The 21,023-nt window shown below is 58.9% G+C and carries 15 protein-coding genes; all 15 read left to right on the top strand.

Annotation, left to right across the window (positions count from 1 at the left end):
- The first annotated feature begins 7 nt into the window (after positions 1-7).
- Entirely contained in the window at positions 8-1,246 is a 1,239-nt protein-coding gene (locus tag AAAX32_RS02835) for an ATP-binding protein (RefSeq protein WP_349099937.1), read from the top strand.
- A 103-nt stretch (positions 1,247-1,349) separates the two neighbouring features.
- On the top strand, positions 1,350-2,225 hold the full coding sequence (gene pstB, locus AAAX32_RS02830) for a phosphate ABC transporter ATP-binding protein PstB (protein ID WP_349099936.1): 876 nt from the start codon (positions 1,350-1,352) through the stop codon (positions 2,223-2,225).
- Positions 2,226-2,289: 64 nt separating this feature from the next.
- Complete coding sequence (locus tag AAAX32_RS02825) at positions 2,290-3,018, top strand: response regulator transcription factor (protein WP_089572665.1); 729 nt, start codon at positions 2,290-2,292, stop codon at positions 3,016-3,018.
- A 3-nt stretch (positions 3,019-3,021) separates the two neighbouring features.
- Positions 3,022-4,446 (top strand): ATP-binding protein, encoded by a 1,425-nt coding sequence (locus AAAX32_RS02820; protein WP_117803628.1) that lies wholly within the window; start codon positions 3,022-3,024, stop codon positions 4,444-4,446.
- 195 nt (positions 4,447-4,641) lie between these two features.
- Positions 4,642-5,298, top strand: coding sequence for a Wzz/FepE/Etk N-terminal domain-containing protein (locus AAAX32_RS02815; RefSeq protein ID WP_055250503.1), 657 nt, complete (start codon positions 4,642-4,644; stop codon positions 5,296-5,298).
- Positions 5,299-5,300: 2 nt separating this feature from the next.
- Positions 5,301-6,038 carry a CpsD/CapB family tyrosine-protein kinase gene (locus tag AAAX32_RS02810; protein ID WP_349099935.1) on the top strand — a complete coding sequence of 246 codons (738 nt, stop codon included), beginning with the start codon at positions 5,301-5,303 and terminating at the stop codon, positions 6,036-6,038.
- Between the two features lie 17 nt (positions 6,039-6,055).
- Complete coding sequence (locus AAAX32_RS02805; protein WP_349099933.1) at positions 6,056-6,706, top strand: CpsB/CapC family capsule biosynthesis tyrosine phosphatase; 651 nt, start codon at positions 6,056-6,058, stop codon at positions 6,704-6,706.
- 39 nt (positions 6,707-6,745) lie between these two features.
- Positions 6,746-7,246 (top strand): GNAT family N-acetyltransferase, encoded by a 501-nt coding sequence (locus AAAX32_RS02800; protein ID WP_349099932.1) that lies wholly within the window; start codon positions 6,746-6,748, stop codon positions 7,244-7,246.
- A 202-nt stretch (positions 7,247-7,448) separates the two neighbouring features.
- The gene (htpG, locus tag AAAX32_RS02795; RefSeq protein ID WP_349099931.1) at positions 7,449-9,473 is read left to right on the top strand and encodes a molecular chaperone HtpG; all 2,025 of its coding nucleotides are present in this window, start codon (positions 7,449-7,451) and stop codon (positions 9,471-9,473) included.
- A gap of 492 nt (positions 9,474-9,965) precedes the next feature.
- Positions 9,966-12,731 carry a YhgE/Pip domain-containing protein gene (locus tag AAAX32_RS02790; RefSeq protein ID WP_346963938.1) on the top strand — a complete coding sequence of 922 codons (2,766 nt, stop codon included), beginning with the start codon at positions 9,966-9,968 and terminating at the stop codon, positions 12,729-12,731.
- Positions 12,732-14,921: a YhgE/Pip domain-containing protein gene (locus AAAX32_RS02785; RefSeq protein WP_349099930.1), complete on the top strand. Its 2,190-nt coding sequence runs from the start codon at positions 12,732-12,734 to the stop codon at positions 14,919-14,921.
- 339 nt (positions 14,922-15,260) lie between these two features.
- Complete coding sequence (locus tag AAAX32_RS02780; protein WP_349099929.1) at positions 15,261-16,244, top strand: DMT family transporter; 984 nt, start codon at positions 15,261-15,263, stop codon at positions 16,242-16,244.
- Positions 16,245-16,359: 115 nt separating this feature from the next.
- Positions 16,360-17,655, top strand: coding sequence for a M20 family metallopeptidase (locus AAAX32_RS02775; RefSeq protein WP_349099928.1), 1,296 nt, complete (start codon positions 16,360-16,362; stop codon positions 17,653-17,655).
- A gap of 123 nt (positions 17,656-17,778) precedes the next feature.
- Positions 17,779-19,083, top strand: a complete 1,305-nt coding sequence (locus AAAX32_RS02770) for an MFS transporter (RefSeq protein ID WP_349099927.1) — start codon at positions 17,779-17,781, stop codon at positions 19,081-19,083.
- 304 nt (positions 19,084-19,387) lie between these two features.
- A complete protein-coding gene (hisS, locus tag AAAX32_RS02765) occupies positions 19,388-20,701 on the top strand; it encodes a histidine--tRNA ligase (RefSeq protein WP_117640032.1) in 1,314 nt (437 codons plus the stop codon).
- The last annotated feature ends 322 nt before the right edge of the window (positions 20,702-21,023 follow it).

Below are 21,023 nucleotides of genomic sequence, written 5' to 3'. Positions count from 1 at the left end.
AGTGGATATGACAAAAGACGATAGGCAGGCATTCGAGGTGCCCGATCGACTCTTTGAATACGTGAGGTCGGTCGTCGACAACCGCGCGCTTGCAACGGTGCTGCTCTTTTTGCTGAGCCTGCTGCTGATTGGCATCGATAACATCGCTGGAATCTTGGCGGTGCTGCTTGTCGGCTTTTTGCTGATCGATCGATTTGAAATCGTATGCCGCTGCGTGGTGATTGGCGGTGCCGCGTGGGCCATGACGTTGGCGATTGGCGCCATGGCACTCGGCGGCATCGAAGGGCCGGTGCTGTTCGATGCCGGCTTTGTATTCAACATGCTTGGCTTTGTGCTGGCGCTTGCCGTGTGCGTGCTGTTCTTTTGCGGCCGCGCCCTGTACTACCGGGGCTACGAGCAGGGCGAGCAGCATGCCGATTGTGTGCTGGCCGCTCGTATTCAAGATCGCCTGATCGATCACCCCGACACCTGGGACAACATCGACGGCGACTTCCTGGAGGTCGAGGGCGCACTCAACCGTGTGCGCGATCGCGAGCGCAAGGTGCAACAGGCCTTGCGTGACGAGTCTCATCGCAAGGACGATCTGGTCACGTACTTGGCACATGACCTACGCACCCCGCTTGCCAGTGTGGTGGGCTATCTTTCGCTGCTGCAAGAGGCTCCTGAGCTGCCGGTTGAGCAACGTGCACACTTTACGGGCGTGGCGCTCGACAAGGCGCACCGGCTCGATGCACTCATCGAAGAGTTCTTCGATATCACGCGCTTTGACTTCCACGATATCGTGCTCACGCGCGGCTATGTTGATCTGGGGTTGCTGCTGGCTCAGGTGGCTGACGAGTTCTATCCCATCCTCAACGAGCAGCATAAGGAAGCCCAGGTTGATATTCGCGAGGACCTGACGGTGCTCGTGGATGGCGACAAGATGGCCCGCGTGTTCAACAACATCATGAAAAACGCCGTCGCCTATAGCTATGAGGGCTCGACTATCACGATTGAGGCCAGGCGCCAAGACGATGGCGGCGTGCGCGTGCGCTTTATCAATCAGGGCGATCCTATCCCTGCGGCTAAGCTCAAGGTGATCTTTGAGAAGTTCTATCGCCTGGATGCGGCGCGTGCGACCAATCGTGGTGGTGCCGGCCTGGGCCTTGCTATTGCCAAGGAGATCATCGCGGCACACGGCGGTACCGTTGCATGTGAATCGACGCCCGAACACACGATATTCACCATCGAGCTGCCCGCCGCATAGCCAGCGTGCCCTTACAAACACTTGACAATGTGCTCACGTGCGTATGAGCCGCGATTCCTACTATCGATACTGCTGAATTGATATCGATATGGAGGTGTGCGGTATGACGGCTGCTGCGGCTGTGGAGCCCACGGAGCTTGAAGAACTCATGGAAGCGCAGGCCGAGGCCGCGCACGAGCGCGAGGTTGGGGATGCGACTCGCCCCACGGCAGAGGAACTTGCCGCCTCGCCGACGCGCATCGATGTCGTGGGCCTCGACCTGTTCTATGGCGACCACCATGCGCTCAAGGACGTGAATATCAAGATCCGCGACAAGCAGATCACCTCATTCATCGGGCCTTCGGGCTGCGGAAAGTCCACGTTGCTGCGCTGCTTTAACCGCATGAACGACGGCATCAAGGATTGCCGCATCGAGGGCAAGATTGCGCTCGATGGTCAAGATATCCTGGGCGATTACGACATCTGCCGTTTGCGCCAGCGCGTGGGCATGGTGTTCCAGCGCCCCAACCCGTTTCCCATGAGCATCTACGACAACGTCGCCTACGGTCCTCGCGGTATGGGTGTGCGCGACCGCGCCGTGCTCGATGAGCTGGTCGAGGACTCCCTGTGTCGCGCTGCCCTGTGGGACGAGGTCAAGGACAAGCTCAAAGAGTCGGGCCTGGGTCTTTCGGGTGGACAGCAGCAGCGCCTGTGCATCGCCCGCGCACTTGCCGTGCAGCCCGACATTCTGCTGATGGACGAGCCGACCTCGGCACTCGACCCTGTGTCGACGTTGGTGGTGGAGCAGCTGGCCTGCGAGCTCAAGGAGACCTGCACGCTGGTGGTCGTGACGCACAACATGCAGCAGGCCGCGCGTATTTCCGATTCGGTTGCGTTCTTTTTGCTGGGTGAGCTGGTGGAGCACGCGCCCACCGCGCAACTCTTCAAGAATCCGTCCGATCCGCGCACCGCGGATTATTTGACGGGGCGTTTTGGCTGACGCTGTCTTTTACAGGTGCCTTTAGGGTTAAGATGCGGTCATATCGGCCGCAAAGGGGTTCAACATGATCTATTACGTCGAGGACGATGACAACATCAGGGATTTGACAGTCTACGCGCTGCGCAAGCAGGGAATCGAGGCCGAGGGCTTTTCGTGCGATGGCGAGTTTAAAGCTGCCGTGGCGCGACGGGTGCCCGATGCTGTGCTGCTCGATATCATGCTGCCCGACACCGATGGCTTGGCGATTATGCGTCGTCTGCGTGCCGATCGCCTGACGGCGACGGTGCCCATCATGATGCTTACCGCCAAGGATACCGAGCTCGACAAGGTGATGGCGCTCGATGGCGGTGCCGACGATTACCTGACTAAGCCGTTTTCGCTCATGGAGCTTGCGAGCCGCTGCCGCGCACTGCTGCGTCGCGGCGGCATGGTCAAGCAGGCGAGCGATGTGCTCAGTGTGGGCGACATCGTGCTCTCGCCCAGCCATCGCGAGGTGACCGTTGCCGGCGAGCCGCTTAAGCTCACCCTGCGCGAGTTCGACCTGCTCGAGTACCTCATGCGCAAGCCCGGCGTGGTCTTTACCCGCGAGTCGTTGCTGCAGAGCGTGTGGGGCTGGGACTTCGACGGCGGTTCGCGCACCGTTGACGTGCACGTGCAGACGCTTCGCCAAAAACTGGGCGAGCATGCCAGCGCCATCGAGACCGTGCGCGGCGTGGGTTATCGCCTGGCCGAGCCTTCTGCCGGTGATGGTGCCGAAGGCGACGACACCGCGGCCACCGCATCGGAGGAGTAACTCGTGGTCTTCGCCCCCCAGGGAAAACATACGCTGTCGCACCGCGTTTTTGTGACGATCTTTGTCTGCGCCATGGCAGTTATCGTGGCGTTTACGGTGCTGGGTGCGTTCTTTGTGCAAAACACTTTGGCGGATGCCACGAGTGCCAATCTGGCGCAGGAAACCGAGCTCATTGCTGCCGCCCTCGACGAGCAGCAGGAGCCCATTCCGTTCTTGCGAAGCCTCGATCGCGAGGATCTTCGTATCACGCTGATCAATAAGGACGGATCTGTTGCCTACGACAACGAGGCGTCGCCTTCCACACTGCCCAACCATGGCGATCGCCCCGAGGTCATCGAGGCCTTTGAGAGTGGTTCGGGTTCCGCGGAGCGCGCAAGCTCTACACTCGACGAGATTATGCTGTATCGCGCCGTCACCCTTGATAACGGCCAGGTCGTTCGCTTGGCGCAGGCCCAGCCTGGCGTTGCGGCGATTTTGCTGTCGATGCTGGCGCCGATGCTGCTTATCGCAGCAGCGGGTGCGGTACTCTCGTTTTTTATGGCGCGCCGTGAGTCCCGTGCCATCATCGCGCCGTTGCAAGAGGTGGATTTGGATCACCCACGCCGTAGCTATGAGCACGCCTATGCCGAGATGGTCCCCATGCTTGAGCGTATCGAGTCGCAGCGCCAGGAACTCAAGCGCCAAATGGCGGTGCTAGCGGACAATGACCGTATGCGCCGCGAGTTCACGGCGAATATCACCCATGAGCTCAAGACGCCGCTTACGGCGATTTCGGGCTATGCCGAGCTCATCGCAAATGGCATGGTCGAGGGCGAGGACGACCTGCGCAACTTTGGCGGTCGCATCTATCGTGAGGCGGGCCGCTTGGCAGCGCTTGTCAACGACATCCTTACGCTGTCTAACTTGGACGAGGCCGAGCGTGCGACTGAGGGCGAGGCGGTGCCCATTGGGTCCACGGAGCCTATTGAGCTCTCTCGTGCCATCTATGCGGTTGAGCAGCGTCTTGAACAGGTTGCCCGTCAGGCGAATGTGACGATAAGTCATGAGACCAAGCCTGTGGTCATCGAAGGCGTGTCGCGCTTGATCGACGAGCTCATCTATAATCTGGCAAGCAACGCCATCCGCTACAATCGACCCGGCGGTACGGTTACGTTGCAGTGCGGCACCAACGACGAAGGCCATCCGTTCCTCGCTGTCGCCGACACGGGAATCGGTATCGCGCCTGAAGAACAGGGCAAGGTATTTGAGCGGTTCTATCGCGTGGACAAGAGTAGGTCCAAGGCACGCGGCGGAACCGGCCTGGGGCTTGCCATTGTCAAGCATGCGGCCCTGTATCATCACGCCACGCTCGACCTGTCGAGCGAGTTGGGCGTGGGAACCACCATTACGGTGACGTTTCCCATACAGCAGGACGAGCCATTCGCATAGCGATACAACATAGATATTGATGTAGACGCCGCATTTGACTTTCGGGTGCGGCGTTGTTGTGCAATTTTACGATTGCTTCCGACATTTTTACAGGAGAGCCTGTTTCTTATGTATAGAGTTTGGTCTCGGTAAAAAGATGCGATAACATACGGACAGTTTTGTCAATCCGAACTGGGGAAATGAAAGGCAAGCTGCATGACCCTTCTCGAACTGTTCCAGCTGCTGAAGAAGCACCTCAAGCTGGTCATCACCCTTCCGGTGGTCTGCGCGATCGCCATGGGCATCGTGTCCTTCGTTGCGATGGACAACACCTATACCGCGACGACGAGCATGTACATTCTCGCCAAGACCGACGATAGCGGTCAGATGAGCTACAACGATCTCTCGGCGAGCCAGATGCTTTCCAACGATATCGCCACGCTGCTGGATAGCGATAGCGTTAAGAGCGGTGCCGCCAAAGAACTGGGCCTCACCGATCTGGATGACTATAAGGTGTCTGTTTCCTCCGAGACCACCACGCGTGTCATTACGCTTTCGGTTACCGGCACCGATGCCAAGGAGACGGCTGAGGTCGCAAAGGCCATTGCCAGCTCGGTGAGTACGGTCGCTCAGAACGTCGGCGCTGCCCAGAGCATCAACGTTATCGACGAGGCTAAGACCCCCGAAGCCCCCAGCGGCCCCAAGCGCACGCTGTATATTGCCGTCGCGTTCCTCGCCGGTATCTTTATCGCAGTTGCCTATGTCGTTTTGGCAGACATGCTCAATACCCGCATCCGCGGTGCCGAAGAGGCAGAAGAGCTCCTGGGTATTCCCGTTGTTGGCCGAATTCCGGCTATGAAAGGTGGTAAATAGGCATGGCTAAGGCAAAGAACACCGATAAGCTCGTTGTGCAGAATGCCGCCAAGACCCTTCTGGCCAACATCCGCTTTGCGAGCGTGGACGACCCCATTCGCACCATCACCGTTACCTCCTCGATTCCCAACGAGGGCAAGTCTACGGTTTCCATTAATCTTGCTCAGGCAATCGCCACGAACGGCAAGTCCGTGCTCCTGGTCGAGGCCGATATGCGCCGCAGGTCCCTTTCCGATATGCTTGGCGTTCGTTCGCGCGGCGGACTCTATGCGGTCCTTTCCGAGCAGATTTCCATTGACCAGGCAATTGTCGAGACGGGTCAGAAGAACTTCTACTTCCTCGATGCCGAGCCGCACATTCCCAATCCTGCCGACATCATCGTCTCTCACCGCTTTGCCAAGCTGGTAAAGGCACTGTCCGCCAAGTTCCAGTACGTCATCTTCGATGCTCCTCCGGTCGGCACCTTCATCGATGCTGCCGAGATTGCCAGCCTGACCGACGGCACGCTGTTCGTGGTGCGCGAGGACTTTACCAAGCGCGAAGAGGCGCTCAACGCCATCGGTCAGCTTAAGAAGTCCGAGAAGGTCAAGCTCATCGGTACCGTCATGAATTACTGTGAGACCGAGACCAGCGAGTACTACTATTCTTACTACACCAAGGACGGTAAGAAGGTTAAGAAGGGCTCCGACGATCAGGGCACTTCAAAAAAGGGCATCTTCACCAACCGAGCAAACGTTTAGTTGATTGAGGCCGACCTATGCGTGACATTCATTGCCATATCTTGCCGGGTGTAGACGACGGCGCCGCCGATCTCGAAGAGAGCTTGGCGATGCTCGAGGCTGCCAAGCGGGCCGGTGTAACCAGAATCGTTTGCACTCCTCACTGCCGTGATCCCTATTTTGATTACGACAAGATGTGGGATGCCTTTGAGCTGCTGCGCGATAACGCTGACGGTTTTCCGCTCCAAATGGGCTTCGAGGTCAACCATCGAAAGCTCGTTGAGCTTGGTATCGATGCCGCGGATCACTTGCATTTCGATGGGACCAACGAGTTTCTGCTCGAGCTTTCGACTCATGCCGATGCGTATGCGTTTAGAGAGTACGAGAACACGATTTACGATTTGCAGTGCCGTGGCTACCAGGTGATCATCGCTCATCCTGAGCGCTATCGTGCGGTTCAAAAGGATGTAAGCGTGGCGGAGCGCCTGGTCGATATGGGCTGCAAGCTGCAGGCTTCGGCGGACTTTATTGCCGGCGGTCGCTTTGGTCGCGAGAAAAAGCCGGCACAGCGCCTGTTCGATCAGAACCTGTACAGCTTCATCGCGAGCGATGCCCATAACGTGAGTCATTACGACTGCCTGGCGAAGGCTCGCGCGAAGTTTAGCGTGCGCGGAGCTCATTTTCGCTAAAATCTGTCCCTAACGTTCGCGTTGAATGAAAGGGCAGCTATGGATATCCAACTTAAGACGGGATGCTTTGATGACGCGGCGTTGGTGCGCCGCGTCGTTTTTATGGACGAGCAGGGGTACGAGAATGAGTTCGACGCTATTGACGAGGATTCAAACAGCATTCATGTGACGCTCTATGTAGACGGCGAGCTTGCCGGTTGCTCGCGCGTGTTTCCCGAAGAGCTTGAGCGCGTGGCTGACGCAGAGGCCCCGGTGTCGCCGGCGTGCGACTTGGACGAAGGCGTTGCGGCGGGGGAGACCTACATTATGGGGCGCGTCGCCGTGCTGCCGGCCATGCGTCGTCGCGGTCTGGCAAGCAAGATTGTCGAAGCAAGCGAAGCTGCTGCGCGCGATGCCGGCGCCAAGCTCATAAAGTTGCATGCACAGGAGTACGTGCTGCCGCTCTACGTCAAGGCGGGCTACACGCAGATCGCGCCGGTGGACTACGAAGACGAAGGCCAGCCTCATGCCTGGATGGCCAAGCGCGTAGATGGCAGATAGGGACGCTCCTTTTCTGCCGGCAGGGGGGGGCACTCCTTGACAATTGGCGCATCGGAGCGTTTAGACATACAGTTTTTCGATTCCGTATGTATATATGCGCGCTAATGGGTTATAAAATCTAAGTCTGAACATAGCAGGTCTGCGATGCGGCTCGGGCAACCGGGCCGTTTTTGCGGGCAGGGGTAGCGCGAAAGGACTGCACATGCGTCAATTTAAGACCGAGAGCAAAAAACTGCTCGACCTCATGATCAACTCCATCTACACCAATAAGGAAATCTTCCTGCGCGAGCTTATCTCCAACGCGAGCGATGCCGTCGACAAGCTCAACTTTAAGAGCCTGCAGGACCCGAGCGTCAAGATCGATCAGGGCGACCTGGCCATTCGCGTCTCCTTCGATAAGGATGCCCGCACCATCACGATTTCGGATAACGGCATCGGCATGACCGGCGAGGAGCTCGAGCGCAATCTGGGCACCATCGCCCATTCCGGCTCCGAGGAGTTTAAGACCGAGAACGCCGAGCAACAGGGCTCCGATGTCGACATCATCGGCCAGTTTGGCGTGGGCTTCTACTCTGCCTTTATGGTTGCCAGCCACGTAAAGGTTGTCAGCCGCGCCTATGGCGAGGACACCGCTCACGTGTGGGAGTCTGATGGTCTTGAGGGTTACACCATCGAAGACGGCGAGCGCGCCGAGCACGGCACCGATGTCATCCTGACGCTGCGCGAGAACGAGAAGCTCGACGCCGACGGCGAGGCCGAGACCTACGATCGTTTCCTGACCGAGTGGGGCCTCAAGAGCCTGATTCAGCAGTACAGCAACTATGTGCGTTACCCGATCCAGATGATGGTGTCCAAGAGCCGCCAGAAACCCAAGCCCGAGGACGCCGGCGACGATTACAAGCCCGAGTACGAGGACTACCAGGAGCTCGAGACCATCAACTCCATGACGCCGATCTGGAAAAAGCGCAGCTCCGATGTCGAGCAGAAGGACTACGACGAGTTCTACAAGTCCACGTTCCACGACTTTGACGATCCTGCGCGCACCATCAGCTTCCACGCCGAGGGCACGCTCGAGTATGACGCCCTGCTGTTTGTGCCGGGACGCGCGCCGTTCGATCTGTACAGCAAGGACTACGAGAAGGGTCTGGCGCTCTACAGCTCCAACGTCCTGATCATGGAGAAGTGCGACGACCTGCTGCCCGACTACTACAACTTTGTCCGCGGCGTCGTGGATTCCGCCGACGTGTCGCTCAACATCTCGCGCGAGACGCTGCAGCAGAACCGTCAGCTCAAGGCCATCGCCAAGCGTGTGGAAAAGAAGATTACCGCCGACCTTGAGGATATGCGTGACAACGACCGCGAGGCCTACGAGAAGTTCTTTGAGAACTTTGGCCGCGGTCTTAAGTACGGCATCTACTCGAGCTATGGCATGAAGGCCGATGAGCTCGCCGACCTGTTGCTGTTCTGGTCTGCCAAGGAACAGAAGATGATTACCCTGGCCGAGTATGCCAAGGGCATGCCTGAGGATCAGAAGGCCATCTACTACGCCGCCGGCGACTCGCGTGAGCGCTTGGCCAAGATGCCCGTGGTAAAGGGCGTGCTCGACCGCGGCTATGACGTGCTGCTGCTGACGCAGGATGTGGATGAGTTCACGTTCCAGGCTATGCGTGAGTACGTTGCCGCCGATATGCCCAAGATCTACGAGGACGATGCTGCCCGCGAGGCTGCCGAGAAGGCTGTGGCCGACGGTGCCGAGCCCGAGGTCGAGGATCGTCATCTAGAGCTCAAGAACGTTGCGACCGGTGATCTTGACCTGGCGACCGAGGACGAGAAGAAGGAGGCCGAGGACGCCACCAAGGAGAACGAGGACCTCTTTAGCGCTATGAAGGAGGCGCTCGGTGACAAGGTCGAGAAAGTCGCCGTCTCCGCGCGCCTGACCGATGCCCCCGCTTGTATCACCACCGAGGGCCCACTTTCGCTCGAGATGGAGAAGGTGCTCCAGAAGGGACCCGAGGGCGCGCCCGACGGCATGCCCAAGAGCCAACGCGTGCTCGAGCTCAACGCCAAGCACCCGGTCTTTGACAAGCTTGTCGCTGCCCAGAAGGCAGGCGACGCCGACAAGATCAAGCAGTACTCTGGTCTGCTCTACGATCAGGCCCTGCTGGTCGAGGGCATCCTCCCCGAGGACCCCGTTGCCTTCGCGGCGGCTGTTTGCAACTTGATGTAGTTAGGTAGTTACGCGGTTTTACCAAACCGCGTAACGGCTCGACGCTGCCCTCAGTTCCGCCGTTCTAACGAACGGCGGACCAGTCGACGCTGCGCGGGCGCCAGAGCGACAACTTGTCATTCAAAGAGGACGGCATGACCAGAAGGTCTATGCCGTCCTCTTTTCATGCCAATTTGTTCGCTCTGGCGCCCGCTCGCTGGCATTGCTAAAACATCGATGTTACCGTGGTCCAAACTAGTCGTTGGGGGCGTTCTTGTTTGACCAGTCGTTTAAGAACGTCCCCGATGACTATTTGAATTGCTAATTTGTGCGGGTTGTGGTTTTGTGACCTGCTGAAATTAAAGATACTGTACAACTGTACGTTAATTCGTCTTCGTAGTATATTGCTACCCGCAAAACTCAATACCATTGTGCTCTGAGACGCTAAAGCGCTTACGTACAATGGTTATCGATAGTACGATTCGATTCAACGACAGGATGGATGGTCCAAGCGTGAGTCTCGGCAGCAAACTATCCAATGCAAAGGTCTCCTTTGCGATATTTAAGCGCGACATTAAGCGACTGCTTGTGAACCCCGTCGCCTTGGTGGTTACCCTTGGCGTGTGCGTTATTCCCTCGCTGTATGCCTGGTACAACATCGTGGCCAACTGGGATCCGTACGGAAACACCCAGGGCATCAAGATTGCCATCGCCAACAACGATCGGGGCACCCAAAACGACCTGGTGGGCGAGCTCAACGCGGGCGATCAGGTCGTCGATCAGCTCAAGGAGAACGATCAGCTGGGCTGGACCTTCGTCGATTCTGCGGCCGATGCCAAAGAGGGCGTCGAGAGCGGTGAGTACTATGCGGCCATCGTAGTCCCCAAGAACTTCTCGGATAACCTGGTTTCGATGCTCGACGGCAACTACCATCAGCCCAAGCTTACGTACTACGTCAATGAGAAGAAGAGCGCTATTGCGCCCAAGGTTACCGACACCGGTGCAAACACCATCGAGGAGCAGATCAACTCGGAATTTGTCTCCACGGTGGGCGAGACCGTTGCCAGTATTGCCAAGGATGCCGGAGTCGATTTAAAGGACAAGGCAACCCAGACTCAGGATTCGTTGGCCGGTTCGGTATCAGAGGCTTCCGATACGTTGGGCGAAGTGCGTGATTCGATTGGCGACATGAATGCCGCCATCGATAAGACGAGTGGTTCCATTGCCTCGGCAGATGCGGCACTTGCCGGTCTGCAGGGTCAGGCGCCGTCGCTGACGCAGGCGATCTCCCAGGGCAATGACCTGCTGGGCGAGGCTCGCGCCACGGCGGGCAACTCTGTCGCCTCGCTCTCCAAGGCGCTCTCGGAAGGCAGCCTTGCGCTCACCAAGACGTCAGCCTCTGCGAACGCTGCCATCGGCAAGCTGACGGGCACGGTCACATCTACGACCACCCGTATCGACAACTCGCTCGAGTCTCTCCAAGCGACGATCGACCACAATAAGGCCGTTATCGGGCACTTAGAGATTCTCGCCAATGACACGTCGACAGGTTCCGAGGAAATTGACGCGCGCATTGTATCGACCATCGATTTGCTTCGAGAGCAGAATGAAAAGCTTCAGAGCATCAAGGACGGTCTGTCCGCGCAGTCGAGCGCCATGGCGAATGACGCAGCGGCTGTTTCGGGTGCCAGTGACGCTATCAATAACGCAATTCATACCGGTGCGACCAACCTTGGCCAAGCCCAGACGGACTTGGGCCAAAACGCGCTGCCGAAGGCCTCGAGCGCGCTCGACTCTTTTGCTGCCGTTTCGGGCGACCTGACCGGTATCGTCTCGGGTATGACACCTACACTTGCAAATGCGCGCGGCACGTTGGCGCAGCTTAGCGCTACGCTCGGCCAGGCCAAGACCACGCTGTCCCAGACCGATTCCTCGCTTGCCAAGGTCCAGGACAAGCTTGCAACCGCCGCCAATGACATCGCGGCGCTGCAGACCTCCGAGTCCATGGGCGAGCTGGCCGATCTGATGGGCGTCGATGTCAATGACGTGGCAGATTTCATGGCGTCTCCGGTTGAGTTGACGTCCAAGTCAATCTATCCGGTCAAGAGCTTTGGCTCGGGCATCGCTCCCTTCTACACCAATCTGGCGCTTTGGGTGGGCGGCTATGTGCTCATCGCCATTTACAAGCTCGAGGTCGACCGTGAAGGTGTTGGCAGCTTTACGGCGCGCCAAGGCTACTTTGGCCGCTGGTTGCTCATGGTGATCCTGGGCGCGTTGCAGGCCATCATCGTTACGGTAGGCGATCTGGTGATTGGCGTGCAGTGCGTCAGCCCGCTGCTGTTCGTGCTGGGCGGCATCGCCATTTCGTTCACCTACGTCAATATCATCTATGCGCTGTCCACCACGTTTAAGCATATCGGCAAGGCTATCGGCGTCATTCTCGTCATCGTGCAGATCCCGGGTTCGTCGGGCATGTACCCCATCGAGATGATGCCCGGCTTCTTCCAGTGGCTGCACCCGCTGCTGCCCTTTACCTACGGCATCAATCTGCTGCGCGAGACGGTCGGCGGCATGTATTCGTTCAACTACCTGTTTAACCTGTGCATTCTGGGCGTGTTCTTGATCGTGGCGCTCTTTATCGGCCTGCAGCTGCGTCCGCTGCTGCTCAACCTTAACCTGCTCTTTGATAAACAGCTCTCCACGACCGGTATGATGATTTGCGAGTCCAACGACCTGCCGCGCCAGCGCTACTCGCTGCGCACGGCCATGCGCGTCATGCTCGATTCCGATTCGTACCGTCGCGAACTGCTCGATCATGCGGTCGCCTTTGAACATCGCTACCCGTACTACATCAAGGGCGGTTTTGCCGCCGTGGTGGGCGTTCAGGTCCTGCTCTTTGTCCTGTCGACGGTTCTCGATATCGACAATAACGGCAAGATCATCCTGCTTGTCATTTGGATCATCTCGGTTATTGCCATCTGCGGCTGGCTTATCAATATCGAATATATCCGAGCGAGCCTCAATACCCAGATGCGCATCTCGGCGCTTTCGGATGAGGACCTGCGTCGCGAGATGCGCGAACACACGGCCGCCATTCCTGCCGCCCGCCACATGTTTGGCCTCAACGCCAGCGAGCGTGGTGCCAAGGGCGGCGATCAGTCCACGGGCCGCTTGCCGCATATCGGCTCGCACCATAAATCTCAGGGCAGCGACAGCACAGCCACAAATGATGGAGATACCACCGCGCTTGGCAAGCACTCCAAAGGAGGTGAGGCATAAATGAAGAACATCCTGCATCTGTTTAAGCGCGATGTCCAAAACGTGTCTCGCTCCGTGATCGGCTTGGTTGTCGTGATGGGCCTCATTATCGTACCGTGTCTGTACGCGTGGTTTAACATCGCCGGCAGCTGGGATCCGTACGGCAACACCGGCAATCTTAAGATCGCCGTGGTCAACACCGATGAGGGTTACGAGAGCGATTTGATCCCCGTCGAGGTTAACGTGGGCGAAAACGTGACCGCCACCCTACGCGGCAACGAGAGCTTCGATTGGGTTGTGCTCAACAATCGCGAAAAGGCTATCGAGGGCGTTAAGTCGGGCGCGTACTATGCTGCCGTCGTTATCCCCAAAACGTTTAGCGCTGACATGATGACGCTTTTCTCGACCGACGTGAAGCATGCCGATATCGAGTTCTACGAGAATCAGAAGGCCAACGCCATTGCGCAGATCGTGACCGAGAAGGGTTCGAGCGCCGTCCAGAGCCAGGTTAACGAAACTTTTACCGAGACCATTACGAGCATCGGTCTTAAGACGGTGTCCAGCCTGCTCGATTACATGAGCACCGACCAGGTCAGCAACTTTATCGCCAACCTGTCCTCGACGCTCGGCGATTCGATTGAGGACCTGCGAGACGTTCAGGCAAATGCTTCGTCGCTGGCGGGCATTTTGAGCTCCACGTCCGATTCGCTGACGTCGGCGAGCGGCATGCTCAAGCAGACTGGTGCCGTCGATGAGTCGACAAAGCAGCTCATGGAACATGCCAAAAGCGGCATCGATGATTCCAAAGAAGCGCTTAAGGCGGCAAACGATGCCATCGATGCCGCAATCGATGGAAGTGCTGGTTCGTTCGACAATGTGTCTGCCGAGCTCGCGAAGGCGTTCGACACCGCAAACCAGCATGTCGACCTTACGGTGTCCCAACTCAACGATGCCGCTGCGGCCCTCAATGCGCGCGCCAAGGATATCGATGCGATGGCCGATCAGCTCCGCAGCCTTGCCGACCAGGTGAGCGATGAGAATTTGAAGGACGGCCTCAAGTCCGCCGCGACGTCGCTGGGCAGAATCGCCGTTGAGTACCGCAACAATGCCAAGGATCTGGCGGCTACCGCGAAGTCTCTCTCCGATAGCATGGCCGAGGTCAACAACTCGCGTGCCGAGGTCGATCAGGCCATCGCTGATGCCAAGGCCGGCATCGCGGGTGCCAAATCCGATTACGATTCCACGTTCTCGGTTAAGGCCAAGGAGCTCAAGAAGACGGTTTCGGGCATTCTGGACTCGCTTGATGGCATCTCGGGCGACCTGGATAGCGCCGTAGGCGGCCTGACCGACGCATCCGGTTCGCTGGCAAAGGGCCTCTCCAAGGCTGCAAAGCTGGTCAACAAGGCTTCTGATCAGCTGGGCGAGGCGTCGGACAAGATCAGTGCGTTTAAGGACGAGCTCGACGGCGCCTTGATGTCGGATGATCTCGCCACGATCAAGACGATGATTGGCAACGATCCCGAGGGTCTGGCCGTGTCGCTTTCCGGCCCCGTCGCGCTCGATCGCAAGCCGGTCTATCCGATCCGCAACTACGGCTCGGCCATGGCGCCGTTCTACACGATTCTGTCGCTCTGGGTCGGCTCGATCGTGCTGGCGGCCATGATGAAGGTCTCGGTTGACGATGAGCTTATCAACGAGCTCATCCCCGTGCGCCTGCACGAGATCTACCTGGGCCGCTACCTGTTCTTTGGCGGTCTGGCCCTGCTGCAGGCAACGCTCGTGTGTGCGGGCGACATCCTGTTCTTTGGCATCCAGTGCGACGACCCGCTGCAGTTTGTGCTGGCGGGCTGGGTCGCGAGTCTCGTGTTCTCCAATATCGTCTACACGCTTACGGTTTCGTTTGGCGATATCGGCAAGGCGCTCGCCGTCGTGCTGCTGGTCATGCAGGTCGGCGGTTCGGGCGGCACGTTCCCCATCGAGATGACCGGTCCTGTGTTCCAGGCGATCTATCCGTTCCTGCCGTTCACTCACGGCATCAACGCCATGCATGCTGCCATGGCAGGCGCCTACCATATGGAGTACTGGGTTGAGCTGGGTATTCTGGCGAGCTATCTGATTCCGTCGCTGGCCCTGGGCGTCGTCTTCCGCCGTCCGGTCATCAAAGTCAACGACTGGATCATCGAAAAGCTGGAGTCGACAAAGCTAATTTAGTGCGGCAACGTTAACGCTGATGTAGCACTAATGCCAGCGAGCGAGCCGCATTTGCGCCAAGGTGACGTGAAATGAAAGGGCGCTGACCTTCTGGTCGCGCCCTTGAAATTGAACGTCAGATTGGCGTGAATGCGGCTCGCGCAGCGTCGGCCGGTCCGCCGTTCGGTAGAACGGCGGAACAAAACGCTTTAGTGGGCTGGATTGCGATGCAACGCCGGTTGTTGCTACAGTAGCGGGGCGTGCCGGGGGTCCGGTGCGCCCCGTTTTTATTTGACCATGAGGCGGCACGCAGCCATACGCGTGCGGACACCACGCCCAGATTGAGTGTGAGGATGTTCCATGGCCCAATACGCTGCCAACGAAATCGAAAACATGCCCGATAGCCCTGTCGCACGGGAGGACCTGGGCGCCGGCGGCACCTCCCGCGGCGCCGGCGCGCGTTCCCCGTTCTTCTGGAAGGTCTTGCTGCTATCGGTGGCGGTCATCTGGGGCTATTCCTTTACCACCATGAAAGATGCGCTCGACACCATTCCGGTGTTCGAACTGCTCTATATTCGTTTTCTTCCGGCTTCGCTGGTTATGTTCGCCATCTTCCACAAACGCATCATCGCGCACTTTAATGCCCGCAACCTTATCGTCGGACTTGGTATGGGCGCACTTATGTGGGGCGCGTACGGTTTGCAGACGATTGGCCTGGCACAGACCACGGCGGGCAAGAGTGCATTTTTGACGGGTACCTATTGCATCTTCGTGCCGTTTGCGAGCTACGTCCTAAGCGGCGAAAAGCTTACTCGTTACAACTTGGGCGCCGCGTTGCTGTGCCTGGCGGGCATTGGTCTGGTGGCGCTCGATAGCGTCGAGTTCAATGTCGGCGATGTCATCACACTGGGCGGTGCGGTCTTCTTTGCCATCCAGATGGCGGTGACCGCCAAGTATGGCCGCAAGATGGACATCAACGTCATCACGTTTTGGATGTTTGTGGGCAACGGCGTGCTGAGCCTGATCTCGTCGCTGTTATTCGAGACCCAAGCGCCGCTGTCCGTGTGGACGCCGAGCTTTATCGGTGTGATGGCGTTTCTATCGGTGGGCTGTACGTGTGTGGCTCTGCTCATCCAAAACGTCGGCCTGGCGCATGTCCCGGCCTCAACGGGCTCGCTGCTCCTTTCGATGGAGTCGCCTTCGGGTGTGCTGTTCTCGGTGCTGCTGATGGGGGAGGCGCTCACCTCGCGCCTGCTCGCCGGCTTCGCGCTCATCTTTCTTTCGATTATCTTGAGCGAGACGCATTTCGATTTTTTGCGTCGAAAGCCGCGTCCGCAATTGTAAACAATTTGTTGCGCCGCCTCCCGGGGCGGCATTTTTTATGCGTCGCCCTTAAAGTAGTACCTTGCACTTTACGCTATCAAAGTGCTTGCTGCAAAAACGTTACTGGAGGGCATCTATGGCACCAGCACTGTCCGATCTTCAACCGCAATCAGCGCCCAAGGCCACCGCGGCGGCGCAGACCGCTATCGGTGACGGTCTTGTTGCAGAAGCTCAGGCTTTTGCAGACGAGCTCGCTGCGTGGCGACACGATTTACATCAGATGCCCGAGCTGGGTAATAGCCTCCCGCAGACCTCTACGTATATCCAAGCGCGCCTGACCGAGATGGACATCCCATTTGCTACGCTCGTCGATGGTTCCTGCGTTGTGGGCCTTGTCGGCGCCGGTGCCGCCGCGGCCCAAGGCAATGGCATCTGCACGAATGAGCAGGCCGGTACGGTCATCATGCTGCGTGGCGACATGGACGCCCTGCCCGTTGCCGAGGAATCCGGCGAGTCCTTTGCATCCACCAACGGCTGCATGCACGCTTGCGGTCACGATATGCACGCGACGGCGCTGCTTGGTGCGGCTCGTATGCTCAAAGCGCGCGAGGCAGAGCTTGTTGATGCCAACGCTACGGTCAAGTTGCTGTTCCAGCCGGGCGAGGAAACCTTTGAGGGTGCCCGCGCCGCCATCGCCGACGGTCTGCTGCAGAACCCGCGTCCTCAGGTCGCCTTTGCCATGCATGTCAATAGCCAGTCGCCGCTCGGCCTGGTGCTCTACGGCAGCCCGGCGCTCTCGGGCGTGTACGGTTTTCGTATCACGCTTCAGGGCAAGGGCGGCCATGGCTCGAGCCCCGAGATTTGCATCGACCCCATCACGGCCGGCGTGCATGTGCATCTGGCGCTCCAGGAGCTTATCGCTCGCGAAGTGCCGGCGGCCAAGGAGGTCGCACTGACCGTGGGTAAGTTTGCCGGTGGCCAAGCGGCCAACGTCATCCCAGATACCTGCGTGCTCGAAGGCACGCTGCGCGGCTTTGACGTCGAGCTCATGGAGCACCTCAAGACCCGCATCGCGGAGGTCGTAAACGGCGTTGCCACAACATATCGTACGTCGGCGACCATCGAGACGCTTTCGGATGTTCCGCCGCTTGTACTCGACAGCGATATGACTCAGGTGTCGCTTGGCTACGTGGGCGCAGTGCTGCCCAAGGCGGCTTTCTTGCCGCTTTTCCATGCCATGGCGAGTGAGGACTTCGCGCTTATCTCGAGCGAGATTCCGAGTGCGTACTTTACCGTGGGCGCGGCCGTAACCGACACGGACGAACACTTTGCCCAGCACCATCCCAAGGCACGTTTTAACGATGCCGAGCTGCCGCTCGGTGCTGCGGCTTATACCGCCGTCGCTTTGGGCTATATCGCCGACCACCGGTAGCACCCAACCTTGCCTTTCAAGCCTGCGGGCATGGCCGTAAGGCCTATGCCCTTGTCTTTCAAGGCAATCTTGGGCACTACCGGCGCCCGGCGCCGGCTATTCGTTTGTTAAATAAGGAGCAGTATGCCCCAGCAGCGTAAGTTCTTCCCCGGCTGGCTCGTGGTGGCCTCCGGCTTCGTGATCATGGCCACGTGCTACACGATTTTCGTCAACTGCATGAGCCTGTTCCAGCCGCTCATCGTCAGCGACTTGGGAATATCTCTTGCGCAGTACAACATCTCCAATGCGATCTCTACCGTGGTGAGCGTTATCGGATCGCTTGTCATTGGCCATGTTGCCGATAAGGTGAGTGGCCGCGTATTGGGCTCGCTCACCGTTATCGCTACCTCTGCCGTTCTTGCCAGCATGAGCTTTGTCGGTGAGCTGTGGCAGGTCTACGTGCTCTTTGCCGTTTCGGGCTGCTTCGCTGTGGCCTCGACCCGCCTGCTCATCAGCCTAGTGACCGCCAACTGGTTTACCGCCAAGCGAGGCCTTGCCATCTCCATCGCACTTTCGGGCTCGGGCTTTGGCGGCGCTATTCTCTCGCCGATCGTGAGCTCGCTTATCGTGAGTGTGGGCTGGCGCTCTGCGTTCCTGGTACTCGCTGCCGTCTGCATGGTGGCGGCACTGCCCATCACGGCCTACTCCTTCCGCACTAAGCCTTCCGAGATCGGCCTTAAGCCGCTCGGCGAGAACCCGGACGATCCGTCCGTCTCGACGGCTGGCGACAAGGACGAGCACACGGCGCCCGAGGTTAGCGTCGGCTGGTCTCGCATCAAGAAGAGCCCGGCGTTTTGGCTGCTTGTCGTCGCCTTCCTCTTTATGGGTCTCGTTAACGGCGCCATCTTGCCCAACCAAGTCACCAACATGACGAGCGTTACCGTCAACGGCGCCAAGATCGTCACGGGCGGCCACGATCCCATGTGGGCCGGTACGGTGCTTTCGGCCTATATGGTCACCGTCGTTATCGCCAAGATTTCGCTCGGCGCCATCTACGATCGCTTTGGCCTGCGCTTTGGCAACGTGCTGGGATCCGTTGCGTGTATTGTCGCCTGTGTGGCGCTGTGCTTCCCCGCGACCGATCTTGGTCCCATCGTGGCTGCCGTGAGCTTTGGCGTCGGAACGTGCATGGGCACCATCACGCCTACTATTGCCGCGTCCAAGCAGTTTGGCATGGCCGACCTCGGCAAGGTCACGGGTACCATCACCTCGCTCGAGATGGTCGGCGGCACCGTGGGCGCCATTGTCTCGGGCGTGCTGTTCGACGCCACGGGCTCCTTTGCGAGCACCTGGATCGTGTGCTTGGCGTGCTCCGTGGTCATGCTCGTGTTCCTGCTGGTATCCGAGCCCATCGCCGCCAAGCTGCGCGCGAGCGTGGCGGGGGAGTAAGCACGCTGCCGCGTTTGCCGGCTCACCCAACTCTGCCCGCGGCGGTCTTGGGAGCCGAATGGATGCTCGTACCATCATTCGGTTTCCAAGGTCGCCGCAGGCCAAAGGACGATCCCTATTCCTCCGTCCCCAAGGAATCACGTGATCCGAAGGGGACGGAGGAAAAGGGATCACAAACAGCGGCGGCGCGTCTGGCCGAACGAGTCCCCATACCCTCGTTCGGTCAGACGCGCCACCGCTGTTTGTGTTTGTGCCGTATAATGACCGTTACCTATGACGCGATACAAAAGAAAGGTGTTTGCCCATGCAGGCACAGAAGGCGGAGGGAACCCGCGACCTTATCGGCGCCGAGATGCGCGCCTGGCAAAAGATGCAGCAGATTGCGGCCGGCGTGTTCGAGCCGTTTGGTTTTAAACCCATCGAGACGCCCGCGATCGAGCAGGTGGACGTGTTTGTCCACGGTATCGGCCAGTCGACCGACGTCGTGCGCAAGGAAATGTTCCGCGTGTTCAGCGGTGCCAACCTGGAGCGCGTCTTTACCGAGGGCACCGACACCAAACTCAAGCCCAAGCAGCGCCTGGCGCTTCGCCCCGAGGGCACGGCCGGCGTGGTGCGCGCTGTCGTCGAGAACAATCTGGTGCCCCAGGGCTCCACGCCGTTTAAGGCGTACTACGCCGAGGCCATGTTCCGCGGCGAGCGTCCCCAGAAGGGCCGCCTGCGCCAGTTCCACCAGGTGGGCATCGAGTGGCTCGGCGCTCCCGATCCGGCGGCAGACGCCGAGTGCATCATCATGCTCATGGAGTTTTACAAGCGCCTGGGCTTCGATCTTTCCAAGCTTCGTCTGCTCATTAACTCGATGGGCGACGCTCAGTGCCGTCCGGCTTACCGCGAGCAAGTCAAGCAGTTTATCCTCGATCACGCAGACGAGATGTGCGATGAGTGCCGCGAGCGCGCCGAGCTCAACCCGCTGCGTGCCTTTGACTGCAAGAACGACCACTGCCGCGAGATCATGGCCGAGGCTCCGCTGATGGGTGACAACCTGTGCGATGAGTGCCGCGAGCACTACGAGCAGGTCAAGCGCTATCTGGATGCCGCCGGTATCGAGTATGTCGAGGATCCCACCTTGGTGCGCGGCCTGGACTACTACACCCGTACTGTCTTTGAGGTCGAGGCCCCTGGCGCCGGCGTCGGCTCCATCGGCGGCGGCGGCCGCTACGATGGCCTGGTCGAGCTCGAGGGTGGCAAGCCCACGGCGGGCGTCGGCTTTGCTGTCGGTTTTGAGCGCGCCCTGCTGGCCCTGCAGGCCTTTGGCAGCGATTTGGGTGCCGATGAGGCCCCGTGCGTCTATGTCGCCAACGCCGGCAAGGAGCTGCGTCAGAACGTCTTTGCCATTACGCAGGAGCTTCGCGCCGCAGGTATCGTGACCGAGGCCGACTATCAGGGTCGTTCGCTCAAGGCCCAGTTTAAGCAAGCCGATAAGGTAGGCGCCAAGCTCATCTTGGTCCTGGGTGGCGACGAGCTTGCCGCCGGCAAGGTCAAAGTGCGCGACATGCAGAGCCATGACGAGGTGCTCGCCGATCTGGACAACGTCGTCGAGGCGGTTCGCGAGCGCCTGTAGCGCATCTTTTTGAGCTTCGGGCCTGCTAACGTGCCCTGCTCATGGAGAGCGATTGTTACGGGGGTGTTTCGCTTTTATGCGGAATGCCCCCGTTTACGTATGCCGCTCACCGAGAAATACGACCATTTAGGGCAAAAACCTTTGCAATGCAGAAAATACTTTTGTGTGGTAAAGCGCAATCAGTGTCGAAAGTATTTCTCAAGCGCCTATAATGAATACCGCATGTTACGTGCATAGAAGGAGGAATGGGAGGAAACGTGGCTGAGAACCTAAGCAACCAGTCTGTACCCGAAGCCGCGGCGCGTGTCGCTGCCGTGGTCAA

The organism is Collinsella sp. CLA-ER-H3 (assembly GCF_040092425.1).
In the GTDB taxonomy this organism is placed as follows: domain Bacteria; phylum Actinomycetota; class Coriobacteriia; order Coriobacteriales; family Coriobacteriaceae; genus Collinsella.
The sequence above is the reverse complement of the archived record's forward strand: the minus strand, read 5'-3'. Positions and strand labels throughout refer to the sequence as shown.

What these genes read in the sequence shown, in the direction of transcription:
- hisS (WP_117640032.1), top strand. Translation starts at nt 19,388, where the DNA reads ATGCAGGCACAGAAGGCGGAGGGAACCCGCGACCTTATCGGCGCCGAG.
- AAAX32_RS02805 (WP_349099933.1), top strand. Translation starts at nt 6,056, where the DNA reads ATGCGTGACATTCATTGCCATATCTTGCCGGGTGTAGACGACGGCGCC.
- AAAX32_RS02780 (WP_349099929.1), top strand. Translation starts at nt 15,261, where the DNA reads ATGGCCCAATACGCTGCCAACGAAATCGAAAACATGCCCGATAGCCCT.
- AAAX32_RS02775 (WP_349099928.1), top strand. Translation starts at nt 16,360, where the DNA reads ATGGCACCAGCACTGTCCGATCTTCAACCGCAATCAGCGCCCAAGGCC.
- htpG (WP_349099931.1), top strand. Translation starts at nt 7,449, where the DNA reads ATGCGTCAATTTAAGACCGAGAGCAAAAAACTGCTCGACCTCATGATC.
- AAAX32_RS02825 (WP_089572665.1), top strand. Translation starts at nt 2,290, where the DNA reads ATGATCTATTACGTCGAGGACGATGACAACATCAGGGATTTGACAGTC.
- AAAX32_RS02815 (WP_055250503.1), top strand. Translation starts at nt 4,642, where the DNA reads ATGACCCTTCTCGAACTGTTCCAGCTGCTGAAGAAGCACCTCAAGCTG.
- AAAX32_RS02810 (WP_349099935.1), top strand. Translation starts at nt 5,301, where the DNA reads ATGGCTAAGGCAAAGAACACCGATAAGCTCGTTGTGCAGAATGCCGCC.
- AAAX32_RS02770 (WP_349099927.1), top strand. Translation starts at nt 17,779, where the DNA reads ATGCCCCAGCAGCGTAAGTTCTTCCCCGGCTGGCTCGTGGTGGCCTCC.
- AAAX32_RS02785 (WP_349099930.1), top strand. Translation starts at nt 12,732, where the DNA reads ATGAAGAACATCCTGCATCTGTTTAAGCGCGATGTCCAAAACGTGTCT.
- pstB (WP_349099936.1), top strand. Translation starts at nt 1,350, where the DNA reads ATGACGGCTGCTGCGGCTGTGGAGCCCACGGAGCTTGAAGAACTCATG.
- AAAX32_RS02835 (WP_349099937.1), top strand. Translation starts at nt 8, where the DNA reads ATGACAAAAGACGATAGGCAGGCATTCGAGGTGCCCGATCGACTCTTT.
- AAAX32_RS02800 (WP_349099932.1), top strand. Translation starts at nt 6,746, where the DNA reads ATGGATATCCAACTTAAGACGGGATGCTTTGATGACGCGGCGTTGGTG.